The organism is Synechococcus sp. BS55D, assembly GCF_004332415.1.
Classification (GTDB): Bacteria; Cyanobacteriota; Cyanobacteriia; order PCC-6307; family Cyanobiaceae; genus Synechococcus_C.
Map to the genome: position 1 here is coordinate 527,584 of NZ_PHQT01000002.1, position 13,876 is coordinate 541,459.

Sequence of the window (13,876 nt, forward strand, 5' to 3'; positions counted from 1 at the left end):
TCAGGAGCGGACAGAACAGGCGCTGATCGATGTCTGGACCAGATCTGAAATCGCGTCCCACTGGCTTTCGATCGACTCAGTGAGGGCGAACTGCACAAGCGCACGGTCGAGGTTGTGCTCAGGCCGCTCCGTACGGAAATAAATGTCGCCCTCGAGATGATCCGTCAGGAAGCGGAGACCCAGCTCGAAGGGAATCAAGCGGATGCAATCGGGGAGATAACGCAGATCGGCATCCGTCAAAAAAGAGCGCCCGATGGCGAGATAGCCATCGAGGATGGAACGACACAGCGAGAGATCAAAGCGCACGGAGGCGAGGTCGAGGGTTTCCTCTCCGGCGGCATTGCAACAGGAGCGCAGACAATCACCGATGTCGTAATGGATCAGGCCAGGCTTGACCGTATCGAGGTCGATCAAGCCAACGGCCTGGCCATTGCTCTCATCGATCATGACGTTGTTGATCTTCGGGTCACCGTGGATGGGACGACGCTGAAGCTCGCCTCGAGCACAGGCGGCCTCCAACACATCCACCCCAACACGCCGGCGCTCCACATGCTCGAGAGCCTGCTGCAGCCTGGGCTCGGACGCCCCATCGACCGAGCGGCCAGACAGCACGGCATCGTAACGAGAAAGATACGCCGGCGTGACATGGAACCCTTCGAGGGTGTCGGCCAGCTCCCCCGCCGGTAGATCACTGATCAGGTGGTGGAACATCCCCAGGCCGTAGCCAATCTCACGGGCATGGCTGGCATCACGAATCACATCCGTGGTGGTCGCAGCTCCGATGTAGCTGATCGATCGCCAGAACTGGCCTTCGTGTTCCACCCAATGGCCCGCCTCCCCGCGGGCAGCGAGCACGCGGGGCACCTCCCAGCGCCGACCTGCGAGCTCCGGTGGTGGGGAGGCCAAACGGCGCTGCACATGACGACCCAGGGTGAGCAAGTTGCCCATCACCAGTTCCGGCCTGGCAAACACAGTCGTGTTCAAGCGCTGCATCACGAAAGCCGGAGGATCACCCTCTCCATCCAGCCGAACCAGAAACGTGTCATTGACATTGCCGCTGCCAAGCGACTGAATCCCAGCGATCCGCTCAGGTGGGTGAAACTGCCCGGCGATTTGCTGCAGGGACGATTCGTGATGAAGAGCCCCTTCAGCCATGGGTGATCGCATGCGTCTCAATCCGGAGAATGGCGCGATTCGATCGCCACACCAGGGGCGAGTGGTCAGAACCTCAGGCAGCATGGGGCCACGTCCGCTCACCGCTTGCCTTGCCCCGTCTGTTGCATACGGCCGACTGGCAGATCGGCAAGCCGTTCCGCTGGGTGGAAGACCAACAGAAGCGGGTTCGATTGCAACAGGCGCGGATCGAATCGATCAGCCGGATCGCGGAGCACGCCCAGAGGCAGAACGCTGATGCGCTGCTGGTAGCAGGAGATCTCTTCGATTCCCCTGCCGTCCCCACAGCCACGGTGATGGAGGTGCTGGAGGTGATGGCCTCCATCCCCTGCCCGGTGCTGGTGATTCCCGGCAACCATGACCATGGGGGAGCTGGTGGCATTTGGCGCCGAACCGACGTGCAACGGGAGATGCAGCAACGCTGCCCCGGGCTACAGCTTCTGCTGGAGCGCCGCCCTATCAAGCTTCCGGAGCTGGTGGTCCTGCCCTGCCCACTGCTGCGTCAGCACGAAGGCGAAAGCCCCACCGCATGGCTCGATGCCCTCGACTGGAGCAGCCTTCCTGCGGACTCCAGTCGTGTGGTTCTAGCCCATGGCTCAGTGCAAGGCTTCAACGGTGGCGATGACGACCTTGAAGCCGGAGGTGGCGGCAGGGCAGAGAGCAACCGTCTCCGGCTCGGCCCCGGGATTGAGCGGGAGATCGACTACATCGCCCTGGGCGATTGGCATGCTCTCCATCAGGTGAGCGAGCGCTGCTGGTACAGCGGCACCCCCGAACCCGATCGCTTTTCACGCTCGAGCGCTGAGCAACGCGGACAGATCTTGCAAGTGGACCTGAAGCGGCAGAGGCCACCCCAGGTCACGACTCTGGGAACCGCCGGCATCCAATGGCATGGCCTCAAGATGCAGATCAACTCCAACACCGACCTGGAGCAACTGGAGCACTGGTTGGATCAGCAAGTGGGCCGCCGGGTGGGCAAGGATCTGATCCGGCTCGAACTTGATGGTCAGCTGAGCCTCGCTGACCATCAGGCCTTCACGCAGCGCCTCGAGCAGTTGGAGCCATCGTTGCTGCACCTTCGTCTCCGCGGGGAAGGCATCCATCGAAGGCCGCAAGCAGGGGAGTTGAGTGAGCTGACGGATCGCCGAGACGGTCCCTTGCTCAGTGCTGTGGCGCTGCAGTTACTGGGAGAGCTGGAGAGAAGCAACGATCCCGAGCAGGTCACGCTGCTGGAGACAGCCCTGTGTGAACTGCATCGTCTCTGCGAACGGGAGAGCGGTGAGAAGCCAAGGGCTCAGAAGGAGGCCCCATGCGCGTGACCCATTGCCGCCTGGAATGCGTGCGCCGTCATCGCCATCTGGAACTCAGCTTTGCCCCAGGTCTCACCTTGATCAGCGGCGCCAACGAGAGTGGGAAGAGCTCCCTGGTCACCGCCATGCACCGGGGTCTGTTCCTGCGGGCTAGCGCGACGGGAGCGGCGGTACAAACCCTGTGCTCGCGTCTCCACGCCGGCCATCCCTTAGTGGAGATCGGCTTTGAGGCAAGAGGTCAGAGCTGGACTGTTCAGAAACGCTTCAGTGGCAGCAGTGGCAGCGTGCGACTGCGGGCCGATGGTCAGCCAGCCCTGTTGGGCAGCGAAGCAGAGGAGACCCTGGCAACGCTGCTCGGCGTTGACGAGATCCTCGGCAGTCGCCAGGCCAACCGGATCCTGCCGAGCCGCTGGGCCCACCTCTGGGTGATGCAGGGAGACGCCGGTCAAGACCTGCTCGGCCGCGGCCCGGAGCACTATGCCCTCGATGCCCTGATTGAACAGCTGGAGGCACGGGCGGAAGGAGCGCTGCAATCTCCGCTGGATCAACGCATCCATGACGAACTGGAGCTTCTTGTTCAAAGCAGCCTCAGCACCCGAGGCGTGCGCCAAAACAGCCTGCTCTGGCAATGCCAGCAGGACCTGAGCGCAGCGCGAACCACCCTGGAGGAGGCGCGGCGTCAACGACAGAACTTCGAAGACAGCAGCGAGGAGCTGGATCGAATCGTCGGGGACATGAAGACGCTTGAACGAGAACAGCTTCCAGCTCTGCAGCGAAGCCGCGAGCGCCTCGAGCAGCGACGCTCCCTGCAGCAGGCCATTGAACCGCTGACCTTGAAACGGGAACGGCTGGAACGCAATCGCGCCGCCTTGGTGCAATGCGATGCGGAGGAACAACAGCAAGCCCTGGAACGCCAGCAGCTCGACGCAGGCCTGGAGCCTATGGAAAGCGCGTTGAAGCAGAAACACCACGAGCACGAACAGAAGCAAGTGGAGCTCGAGCAGCTCGAGCTGCAACGCCAGACCCTTGAACAACGGGGCCAGTCGTTGCGTCGCCAGGAGGAGCGGCAGGACCTGACGGCGCAATTGGAGGAGTTGGAGAGCAAGCAACGCACGCGATCATCCCTCCAAAACCAGCTCCAGGCCCTGCAGGAGCAGTTGAAGCAGACCATCAGCCTGAGCGAAGAGCAACTCAAAGCCCTTCAGGCGCAAGAGAAGCAACTTGAACACCTCCGCATCCGTCAGGAGACGATGGCCACCCGGGTGAAACTGCTGCGGGCGCAGGAGAGCATTCGGATCGATGGCAGTCCCCTTGAAACCGGAGAGGAACGGCTGTTGAGCGAAGCCTTCAGGCTCCAAGTCGGCGAGGCGGTGGAACTGGAAGTCATCCCCGGGGGAGGGAGCGATCTCAAGGTCCTGGTGGAGGAGCGGACCGCCTTAGAACGGCGACAGGCACAAAGGCTTGAAGCCCTGGGGGTGAGCAGCCTGGCTGAGGCTGAGCAGCAATGGCGTCGACGCACCAAACTCGAGGCTGAGTGTCGGTTCCTTGGGGAACAGCTTCAACGCCAAGGAGCGAAGGATCAGCAGGATCCAGCTCAGGCGATCGCCACCCTGCAAGACCGTCTGGAAGCCCTCGAGGAGCTAATGGCATCGCAGGAGGAGAAGCCGTCAGCGACCACCACCTCTCCAACACATGCACAAGCGGCACTGCGCGAGGCATTGGAGCAATGTCGAATTACCTACCGGAAGATGCAAGACAGTTTGCGTCTGGCAAGGGAGCAAAGCCGACAGCAAGAACATGAACTGCGCAGAAGCGATCAGGAGTTGCAACAGCATCGGCTGCGCCGGGAGCGCCTGGAGGCAGCATCCGACGCACGCCGTCGGCAGCGCGCCGCAGTGGTGGAACAGAGTGGCGAACTCGCGACTCTGGATCAAGCCTTGGAAGCCCTGCGTGCGCAGGAACAGGCCCTGCGGCAGCGCCTCATCCCCCTCGAGCAGGAGCAAGGCTTGGACGGAAAGGAACTGGAGGACGAGGACAGCCTGCTGCGCAAGCGCCTGCAGGAGCTGAGCGCCCATCGAGGTGCTCTTCAGGAGCGCTGCGAAGCCCTCAGCCTTGCGGATCCCTATGGCGCCGAGGAAGAAGCACGCACCCGGCTCGACCAGTGCACAGCTAGGGAGCAACAGGAACGCCAGCGCGTGGAGGCCCACCGCCACCTGCTGAGCTTGTTCCAACAGGCCCGAAGCGATCTCTCGAGCCGCTACACGGAACCCTTACGCCTGAGCATTAACCACTTCCTCACCCCGCTGCTCAGCCAGACGCAGCCTCCAGAGGGCAGGCGGGGAGCCGATGGTGTTCAACTTGGCTACGACCCGAAACAGGGGCTCGAAGCCCTTGGGCTGGAGCGAGACGGCCTTGCCTTTGCCTTTGAGGATCTCAGCGGAGGCATGAAAGAACAGCTGAATGCCGCCATGCGGCTGGCGATTGCCGATGTGTTGCGTCATGGCCACGACGGCTGCCTTCCGGTGCTGTTCGATGACGCCTTCACCAACAGCGACCCCGATCGCTTGCAGGCTGTGCTCACCATGCTGCGGGAGGCCGTCGAGCGGGGCTTGCAAGTGATCGTGATGAGCTGTGACCCCGATGCCTATCGCCCCATCGCCGATGCGGTGGTGGAACTGACTGACAACTGAACGGCTCCTGCCCAGCAGCTGAACAATCAGAGAGCGTTTTCGATCACGTTCATCGCCTTCAGGTAGGCGGGGGGTTCACCAGTGGCTTCCAGATCGTCCAGAACTGCGTCGTCGCGGATCAGGCGACGGGCGTTGTCGGCAATCACCGCGTTCACCATCAAATCCATGGCCTCAGGTTGCGCGAGGTTCTGAAGGGCCTCCGCATAGCGACGACTGTGGGTTGGACGCACGGACTCCTGGCAGTAGTTCGACAGTTCGCGGCTGTCGGTCATCACCGAGAAGGCCACTTCCTTGGTCGAGCTGTTGCCGTAGATCGCCATGTAGAGCAAATTCAACATCGAGGCGTCATGCACGGGAATGGCGTACTTGCGGGCGATCTGAGGCCAGAAACGCAAAGCCTTGAGCCCCTCAAGCCCTCCCTTGCGTAAACCGGCCTGCTCGCACCATCCCTCCAGCTCTTCCATCGAGGCGGGACAGCGCTGTTCACTGCGCATCCTTTCCGCCAGAACCTGACCGGCCTGAAAGTTGCGTGTGGGTTTTCCTGAGACCGGAAGCATCATGCTGCCGCGCACATCTGCCACCATGGCCGTGAGCTGGGCGAAGGTGTGATCGCGCACCTTTTCCATATCACCACCTCGCACCAAAGCAGCTTCGATCCTCTGCACGCCGTAGCCGAGTTCCGTGAGCGGAAAGGGCTGACGGTTGTAAAGCCGCTGGCGATCCCGGCGCGCCATCGACACGGTGGCGGCCTGATCAAGGCACTGATCGAGCAATAAGGTCAGCAACGTCGGCAAGACACCGGGGTTGTCCTGGTGAAAGCTGTAACCGAACCCGGCGAAGACCGACGACATGTTCTTGGCCGCCTTGATGTATTGGCCTTCGATGTTGTGGACGCCTGGAGAGACCTGAATATTGGGTGAAAGCCGGTCAAGCATGCGGGCACCGAGCAGGGCCGTGAGTGCATTGGGATGGCAGAAGTTCGCCGTGAAGCTGTCGAGGGGATTGCGCAGGGCCCCATGGCGATGAAAGCCAGAGAAGAACGCGAGATTCGGAACCTTCTCACAAAGCACATAGGACTCATTGGCGATGTGGTCATGGCTGAAGGAGCCGGCCAGGCAGGCCAGCACCACCTGCTCCCGACCCAGCTCTTCTCGCAGACGACAGGCTTCAGCCAGATCCTCCTCCACATGGTTGCTGTTGGCGCTGAGCACCACCAGTTCACAGCGCTGAAGGAGGTCGGCCAGGGTGTTGGTCAGGCGTTGACCTTCGCTGAAATGGCTCGCCATGCGCTCGACGGCGTCGACATGCGCGGGATCCATGCCCTCAAGGGCCGCTGGGGGGAAGGCACCGAACAGATCACGGCCAGGCCTTGGTGCCAGCAGGAGATTGGGGGTCTCGTCCTGCTGCATCGCGCAGTTGTAGGCGAGAGAGGCTGGATACAGCCCCACGCTGTAGAAACCGACGCGGCCGGACTCGAGCTCCAGGATGCGCCGCCTGATCGGCTCAGCATCGAGGTTGCGGGGAAAGAAGGTGTTGCTCTTCAGGGCCGTATCCATGCTGCTGGCAGCGCGCGAGGCCTCGGGGCCATGATCCCCCGACACCCTAAACACGCGTTTCCATGGCGCTCACCCTTTACGGCGGTCAACGCACCCGCGCCTCGATGCCGCGCTGGTACATGGAGGAGAAGGGCATCCCCTACAACCTGGTGGAGCTCGATCTCCAGGCCCAGGAACACCGCCAGGCGGATTTTCTGACGATCAACCCGTTCGGAAAGCTTCCTGCTCTGGAAGATGACAGCCTCCAGGGTCCGGATGGACAGCCCCTGAAACTGTTTGAGAGCGGCGCGATCCTGCTGCATCTTGCAGAACAGCACAGCAGCGACATTCACTCCGCGGCGGAACGGGCTCTCACCAGCCAATGGCTGCTGTTCGCCAACGCAACCCTGGCCATCGCCCTGTTCGTGCCCAGCAACCGGGAGCGGGAGTTCCCACGCCTCATGGGTGAGCTGAACCGCCAACTCGATCCAGGCCATCCACTCGTGGGCCAAAGCTGGGGAGCAGCGGACTGTGCTGTGCAGGCCTACCTGGCTTATCTGCCGATCTTCTTCCCGGACATTGACCTGAGCCCATACCCCGTGATTCAGACGATGATCGAGCGGGTTCGCGAACGCCCCGCCTATCAGATCGCCATCGGAGCGCGCTGAATCGATGACACCAATCAGCCTTGACTGCTTGAGCGCTGAGCTGGCCGCCAGCTCTGACCTCCTGATCGTGCAAGACCTCGATGGCGTCTGCATGGATCTCGTGAAAGATCCACTCACCCGGAGGATGGATCGCGGTTACGTGGAGTGTGTGGCGCAGATGCACGGCTGTTTCGCTGTGCTCACCAATGGAGAACATGAAGGACGTCGTGGCGTGAACCGATTGGTGGAGCAGGCCCTCGGCGATCGTGTTCGGCCAGGACGCGATGGTCTCTACCTCCCTGGCCTCGCAGCTGGAGGAGTGCAGCTCCAGGACCGCTATGGCCGCCTCAGCCACCCTGGGGTCAGCGATGAAGAGATGGCGTTTCTGGCGGAGGTTCCGCAGCGCATGGAGAGGCTCCTAACCGAGCGGCTGCCGGCACTGATGCCGGAGCTGGCGGCTGGGGAGCTCCAGCAGGAGATCCAACGGGCGATTCTCGACACTCAGGTGTCACCGACCATCAACCTCAACAGCCTGTTCGCGAGAGTTCCCGGTGATGTGACCCGGCAGCGAGAGCTGCAGACGATGCTCGCGTCCCTGATGGATGCACTGATGGCCGCAGCCGACGCTCAGGGACTCGCTGACTCCTTCTTCCTGCATGTGGCCCCCAATCTGGGGCGAGATCCCCAGGGGCAAGAGCGACTGAAACCGGCGGAACCCAACGATGTGGGCAGCACAGACATCCAGTTCATGCTGCGCGGCGCCATCAAAGAGGCGGGGCTGCTGGTGCTGATTAACCGTCACATCGCCGCCCGCACCGGCAGCGCTCCCCTGGGCGATGACTTCAACGTGCGCACCGCCCCCCACGACCATGAAGCCCTGTTGAGCCTCTGCCATGAGCGCATCAGCCCGGATCAAATGCCCCATCTGGTGGGAGTCGGGGACACGGTCACCTCAACCCCCTGTCCTTCCGGGACTGGTTGGCTGAGGGGCGGCAGCGACAGGGGCTTTCTGACCTTGCTCCAGGAGATCGGCGACCGCTACGACAAAGCCAACCGGGTGGTCCTGGTGGACAGCAGCGGCGGCGAGGTCGACCGGCCATCCCTCGCTGATGGGTCGCTGAAGGGCATCAGTGACCCTGAAGATCCTCTTCACATGGATGTCTGCATTCCCGATGGACCGCAGGCCTATGTGGCCTGGTTCAAGGCACTCACACAGGCCCGGAGCGGGGCAGGACACGCAACATGAAGGGCAGAGCGGTGATCGAAGGTTTCCCTCCGCTCACCCATACCGCCTGCTCCTCGCTCCAGAGACGTCGACCCGGAACGATCAGGCGCGACTTGGAGGCATGATCCGGCAGATAGGCCGCCTGGAAGCCCAGGGCCTTAACCAGTAGGCGTAGATCATCGAAATGAACGCCGTCAGCGGTTTCGATTACCTCCAGCCGACCATCGGCCCGCAAGCCGTAGACGATGCGCACATCGGCGAGCTTCATGGCGCCGTACACGCCGCGATAGCTCTCTGGTGGATGACTGACGGTGTGATCGAAGGCATGCAGGCCACCGATGAACCAGCGGTAACGCGCCTGGCGTTCCGAGGTGAGATCGCCGTAGCCAAACACCAGCTCCCCTGATTCGGAAACCGCCACGTAGGCCCGACCTGCGGCGGCGGCACGGTTTCCGGCGCGCCAGAGGCCATTGCGAAGCTTGAGATCACCGTGCAAGGCGATCCCAAGCGGCTCATTCTGGTGCCCCTTCTCAAAGGTTGGGCCCGTGAAGAACAGCAAGGCTGCAGAGTCGTCATTGGCCTCCAGCTCCCGCTGCCAGCCGCCGAAAAATTCAAGATCCACCCAGCGTGGATCAAGGATCATGCTGCTGTAGCCCACGGTGACAGCACTGCCGTCAGCTCGATCGAGCAGCAGCGCCTGATCGGGCTGATAGCTCGCGATCTGATCGAGGGGCGGTGGCTGCGGGGGCTGCTCTGGAACCAGCCAGGCAATCGGATCGATCTCACCCTGAGGAGGCTGGAGCAGGAGATCAGGGTGGATCAGGGCGAATCCACTGCCAAGCAACCCGGAGATTGCACCGAGCACAACCAGTGGCAAGGCCCTCACGACATGGCCCACATCTCGACAAACATCCTCACCGGATCGCAGGGATGGACAGCCAACTTTCACCAAACCCTCACCGAAACGAACGCTCCGGTGGCTGTGATGGATCAGAGACTGATGACAGCCGAGAGGTGGGGCCATGGCCGACACACTTCAACGCCTGTTGACTCCCAGGCATGCCTGTCTCTGCCTGGAGATCGGTACCCAGGCCCACAGTTGGGATTGCATCCAGGGAGAACTCAGCGCCCTGAGCGAGGACGGCGCCTGCGTGATCCTGGATGGAGACATCGGCACGCTGCCCAGCCAGCAGGGACACCTGAGCCTGGAGGATGCCCAGGGGCATTTCGGAGACTCCCGCGCCGTTCAGGTGCTGTGGCATCGCCATGAACTGGGGCATAGCTGCCTGGGGCTGCGCTTCAAAGCTCCAAGCACACGCTGTAACGGCAATGAAGAGACTTGAAGCAACATCAAGAATTGATCACATTGGCTCACTTGCGCTTGCAACCCCTAAAAACCTGAACAACAGTTAGATCACTGATTCGGAGGCTCCATGTCGGAAGACACTCCACCCCGCCAGCAACAAGGAGTTGGTTGACGTTTTCGGACCCTGCTCCAACAGTCTCGTTCGAATTTCAGAAGTCTTTAAGTCAGTGAAGCCCCTCGTAAAACAGGGCTTAGTGACCTCCCTATGCACCGTGCCAGGTGCCCCAGGGTCGCAAAGATTTCATTGCTGAAACGTCATGGCCCCAGGGCCCTGCGCCAGCGACTCCGCACAACAATTGAATCATTTTGTGCAGAGTCGATCGAGCCTGCACGTTCAATCCATTCGGTTCGCGATCACAAAGATCCACTGCCAAAGCAGCCATTGAACCTGAGGCCCGGCCCAATGGTCGGGCCTCTCTGTCTGTCTGTCATTCACACCCTGGAGTGTTCACAATCCAGAATGGTCCCCACTGGATTGCACGCCCTGGCCTCAACGACCCGAACCACGAGCTTCCCCGCGCTGCATCGGAACCAACTGCACACGTTGCAGGTGAACATGGGCTACCGCTGCAACCAAAGCTGCAGCCACTGTCATGTGAATGCCGGTCCTTGGAGGACCGAAATGATGGCGGATCATCTGATCGAGATCATCCCCAACTTGCTGGAACGGCTGCCAATCAAAACCCTTGATCTCACGGGTGGGGCACCCGAACTCCATCCACGCTTTCGCTCTCTGGTGGAGCGGACACGATCCTTGGGAATTGCGGTGATCGATCGCTGCAATCTGACCATCCTTCAGGAGGAAGGTCAGGAGGATCTCGCGGAGTTCCTGGCAGCTCAAAACGTGCATGTTGTGGCCTCGCTGCCTTGTACGGAGGCGGAGCGAGTCGACAGCCAGAGGGGTGACGGAGTGTTCGAGCGCAGCATCCAAGCTCTACGGCGCCTGAATGCCCTCGGCTATGGCAACCCTGACGGCTCCTTGCCCTTGGATTTGGTTTACAACCCGGCAGGAGCGTCGCTGCCACCACCCCAGGGGCAGCTGCAAGAGCACTATCAGCGGGCCCTTGCAGACAGGTACGGCCTGCGTTTCAACCGCTTGCTCACCATCACCAACATGCCGATCGAGCGATTCGCCCGCGACCTCGCCCATCGCGGCGAGCTGGAGACTTACCAAAAGACGCTTCAGCTCGCCCATCGCCACGAGAACCTGGAGGCCGTGATGTGCCGAGGACTGATCAGCGTCAACTGGACGGGTGAACTCTTTGACTGTGATTTCAACCAGCAGCTTGGGCTTTCGATCAAGGGACCGATCCGCCATCTGGAGGATTTATTGGATCAGACCAATCAGCTGATCGGCATGGAGATTCACGTCGCGGATCACTGCTTCGGCTGCACCGCTGGTCATGGTTCCAGTTGCGGCGGGTCCCTGAGCTGAGAGCATGAACCGACCACCAGACTTGAGCATGCAAGATCAGGCTCCGGCCCATTGCGGCAGCAAACCGAAGCGGATTGCCTTCGGCGTCGCCCCCCTCGGCACCATCTCCATCGGCATCGTGCCGATGGGTGTGATCTGCATTGGCGTCGTGCCCATGGGCGTGGTGTCCATCGGTGTCGTGGCCATGGGGGTCATCAACTGTGCGGTGGTGGGCATGGGTCTTCTGGCGGTGGGCGTTAACACCATGGGGGTCTGGACCGCAGGTCCCCAGGGCATGGGCCTCATGCATCTGGGCGGCGGCACAGGAAGCCATCACGCCCATCAGGGCGCCTCGCATCAACACAGCCCTTCTGGAGCCGCCACCGCCAGCGAACCAGACACCCTGCTCGCCTATCCGACCCGCGAAGAGGCCGAACAGCAAGCCCTGAAACTCGGCTGTTCAGGGAGCCATCGGATGGGTGACTACTGGATGCCCTGCCTAAACCATGGAGAGGCCGTCAGCGACAATCCGGGCAAATCGCACGCACATTGAGGCTCGATTCGATCAACTCGAAGCCATGGCTTTGAGCTGCCTCGCGGCCAGCTTCGATCACAGGAGTGCTTTCAAACTCCTCGGTGCGTCCGCAGCGGATACAGACCAGATGATGGTGATCGCGATGGTCACCAGAGCAAAGCTCAAAGCGACGTCCACCTTCCGTGAGCTCCAGCTCCTGCAGAAATCCCATCTCCACCAGAAGCCTGAGGGTGCGGTAAATCGTGGCGAGGGACACCCTGGCTTCCGCTTCCAGCAAGTGCTGATGCACATCCTCCGCACTGAGATGGGAGCCGGAACCGATCCGCTCAAACAGATTGAGCACTCGCCGACGCTGGGGGGTGAGACGCCGACCGTCCTCGTGAAGCCCACGCTCCAACGGCTCCTTAACCCGCGTCGACGGCGGTCCTGCTGACATCGGTTTCCGTCGTCCTTCTCAACAGTAACCACTAATGAGAGGAGGCGACAATGGTGGTGCCGATCAGGCTTTCATCGTGCGCCTGCTGCAGCTGAGTGATCCCCATCTGGTGAACCGGGCTTCTGCGCTGGTGCGCGGCAAGCCAGCTCTGCGGCTTTGGCATCAAGCGCTGGAGGAGGGCCTGACCCGTCACCCTGATCTGCTGCTGGTGAGCGGTGACCTCTGCCAGGACGAAAGCTGGGGCGGATACCAGAAACTGCGCGACTCCCTGGAACGGCGACCAGACACCGTGGCGGTAGCGCTGCTGCCAGGTAACCATGATCATCCAGCTCTGTTGCGAGCCGCTCTTGGCCGAACTGCGGCGGTGGCGCCCGCCGAGCTGCTGGTTGGCAACGCAAGGGTGCTGCTTCTCTCCAGCCATCAGGCCGGAGCCTGCGCCGGTGCCTTGGGAACCGCGCAGCTCACCTGGATTCAGAAACGGCTGACTGACCCCAGCCAGGCGGGACGACCGCTGCTGGTGGCCCTACACCATCCCCCCGTGGCGATCGGAGATCCAGGGATGGATGCCATCGGCCTGAAAGATGCCGCCTCGCTGATCGCCATGCTTCAGACGGCGACGGACCTGCGCGCTGTGGTGTTCGGCCACATCCATCAACACTGGCAAGGTGTTTTGCCAGGGCGTCAGGATGTGATGCTGCTGGGCTGTCCATCAACCCTGGCGTCATTCCAGGCCGTACAACCCTGCCCCCTAAATCGACCGGAACACCCCGGGGGGCGCTTGCTGGACATCAGGGAAGACGGAAGCGTGGGGACAACCCTGTTGCGCTGGGGGTAGGGTGCCCCATCCTCCTGAATGGTTTGCTGAAGGCTTTGGCCGGATCCTGGCAAGTGGTGATGCGCTGCCTGGCCAGTGCTCTATTCCTGCTGGCCCATGGCCTGCTGGTTTTGGAGCACGTGGCGATTGGAACCGCTCTGCATGGCATTGCCGAACTGTTTCTAGCCCCTTGGGCGGTCCGTCACCGTGCCTGGGATCTCATCGTGATCGGCATCGTGTTCTGCGTGTTTGACCTTTGGGGGACCATCCGGCTCACCGGAACAATCAGCTGAGCTCGGGAGCTCTGAACGAATTAAGGCCCGACCGTCTCGACCCACCAGCGCTCCACAACACCACCGATGGCCCGACCACGCTCGACACGAGCAGGGGCAGGGGCAGGGGCAGGGATCGTGACCACCGACAGTTGGCGGCCGTTGCGGCGGTAATCAAACCGGCAGAATCCCACCCCGGTTCCGGAGCAGGCTGACAGGCTGGTGAGAGGCACCCCGGCCCGCTCCTGATCCAGGGGCAAGGTTGGACCGATCGGATGCGGACGCCATCCTGAGGACACCAGCACCGCATCCGCTTCCAGGATCGACTGGCCTGCGCTGAGCGGCAGACCGCGGCCCGGCTGGGCGACCACGGGCGCCATGCCCAGGGCTAGCAGCATCACCAGGATGGACGAGCGGGGCATGCCGGTGGAGGCGACCACCCTGATCCATAGCCACGGA

The 13,876-nt window shown here is 62.0% G+C and carries 14 protein-coding genes; 9 read left to right on the forward strand and 5 right to left on the reverse strand.

Annotation, left to right across the window (positions count from 1 at the left end):
- On the reverse strand, positions 1-1,155 hold the full coding sequence (locus CWE16_RS06380; protein WP_131594144.1) for a phosphotransferase enzyme family protein: 1,155 nt from the start codon (positions 1,153-1,155) through the stop codon (positions 1-3).
- Between the two features lie 110 nt (positions 1,156-1,265).
- On the opposite strand from CWE16_RS06380, the gene CWE16_RS06385 reads away from it, so the two are divergent.
- Complete coding sequence (locus CWE16_RS06385) at positions 1,266-2,492, forward strand: metallophosphoesterase (RefSeq protein ID WP_131593881.1); 1,227 nt, start codon at positions 1,266-1,268, stop codon at positions 2,490-2,492.
- On the forward strand, positions 2,483-5,173 hold the full coding sequence (locus CWE16_RS06390) for an AAA family ATPase (RefSeq protein WP_131593883.1): 2,691 nt from the start codon (positions 2,483-2,485) through the stop codon (positions 5,171-5,173). Before CWE16_RS06385 ends, CWE16_RS06390 begins: the two co-directional genes overlap by 10 nt.
- Before the next feature lie 26 nt (positions 5,174-5,199).
- On the opposite strand, the gene CWE16_RS06395 is transcribed toward CWE16_RS06390, so the two are convergent.
- Positions 5,200-6,729, reverse strand: coding sequence for a hypothetical protein (locus CWE16_RS06395; RefSeq protein WP_131593885.1), 1,530 nt, complete (start codon positions 6,727-6,729; stop codon positions 5,200-5,202).
- 62 nt (positions 6,730-6,791) lie between these two features.
- Here CWE16_RS06395 and CWE16_RS06400 point away from each other — a divergent pair, with 62 nt between their 5' ends.
- Complete coding sequence (locus tag CWE16_RS06400) at positions 6,792-7,376, forward strand: glutathione S-transferase family protein (RefSeq protein ID WP_131593887.1); 585 nt, start codon at positions 6,792-6,794, stop codon at positions 7,374-7,376.
- Between the two features lie 4 nt (positions 7,377-7,380).
- Positions 7,381-8,601, forward strand: coding sequence for a glucosylglycerol 3-phosphatase (stpA, locus tag CWE16_RS06405; protein ID WP_131593889.1), 1,221 nt, complete (start codon positions 7,381-7,383; stop codon positions 8,599-8,601).
- Here the strand turns inward: stpA and CWE16_RS06410 are convergent.
- Positions 8,564-9,604: a hypothetical protein gene (locus tag CWE16_RS06410; protein WP_236629610.1), complete on the reverse strand. Its 1,041-nt coding sequence runs from the start codon at positions 9,602-9,604 to the stop codon at positions 8,564-8,566. The two genes, stpA and CWE16_RS06410, sit on opposite strands and share 38 nt — an antisense overlap.
- Between CWE16_RS06410 and CWE16_RS06415 the strand changes: the two genes are divergently transcribed.
- The 3 genes from CWE16_RS06415 to CWE16_RS06425 all read left to right on the forward strand — a co-directional run bounded on the left by CWE16_RS06415 (position 9,603) and on the right by CWE16_RS06425 (position 11,913).
- Positions 9,603-9,923 (forward strand): hypothetical protein, encoded by a 321-nt coding sequence (locus tag CWE16_RS06415; RefSeq protein ID WP_131593891.1) that lies wholly within the window; start codon positions 9,603-9,605, stop codon positions 9,921-9,923. The two genes, CWE16_RS06410 and CWE16_RS06415, sit on opposite strands and share 2 nt — an antisense overlap.
- A gap of 483 nt (positions 9,924-10,406) precedes the next feature.
- Positions 10,407-11,381: an arsenosugar biosynthesis radical SAM (seleno)protein ArsS gene (gene arsS / locus CWE16_RS06420; protein ID WP_131593893.1), complete on the forward strand. Its 975-nt coding sequence runs from the start codon at positions 10,407-10,409 to the stop codon at positions 11,379-11,381.
- 28 nt (positions 11,382-11,409) lie between these two features.
- Positions 11,410-11,913 (forward strand): hypothetical protein, encoded by a 504-nt coding sequence (locus CWE16_RS06425; protein ID WP_131593894.1) that lies wholly within the window; start codon positions 11,410-11,412, stop codon positions 11,911-11,913.
- On the opposite strand, the gene CWE16_RS06430 is transcribed toward CWE16_RS06425, so the two are convergent.
- Entirely contained in the window at positions 11,879-12,331 is a 453-nt protein-coding gene (locus tag CWE16_RS06430; protein WP_131593896.1) for a Fur family transcriptional regulator, read from the reverse strand. The two genes, CWE16_RS06425 and CWE16_RS06430, sit on opposite strands and share 35 nt — an antisense overlap.
- A gap of 34 nt (positions 12,332-12,365) precedes the next feature.
- Between CWE16_RS06430 and CWE16_RS06435 the strand changes: the two genes are divergently transcribed.
- Positions 12,366-13,166 carry a metallophosphoesterase gene (locus CWE16_RS06435; protein ID WP_236629611.1) on the forward strand — a complete coding sequence of 267 codons (801 nt, stop codon included), beginning with the start codon at positions 12,366-12,368 and terminating at the stop codon, positions 13,164-13,166.
- Positions 13,167-13,201: 35 nt separating this feature from the next.
- On the forward strand, positions 13,202-13,438 hold the full coding sequence (locus tag CWE16_RS06440) for a hypothetical protein (protein WP_131457268.1): 237 nt from the start codon (positions 13,202-13,204) through the stop codon (positions 13,436-13,438).
- Between the two features lie 20 nt (positions 13,439-13,458).
- Here the strand turns inward: CWE16_RS06440 and CWE16_RS06445 are convergent, their stop codons facing one another.
- A complete protein-coding gene (locus CWE16_RS06445; protein ID WP_131593898.1) occupies positions 13,459-13,839 on the reverse strand; it encodes a hypothetical protein in 381 nt (126 codons plus the stop codon).
- Positions 13,840-13,876 lie beyond the last annotated feature (37 nt).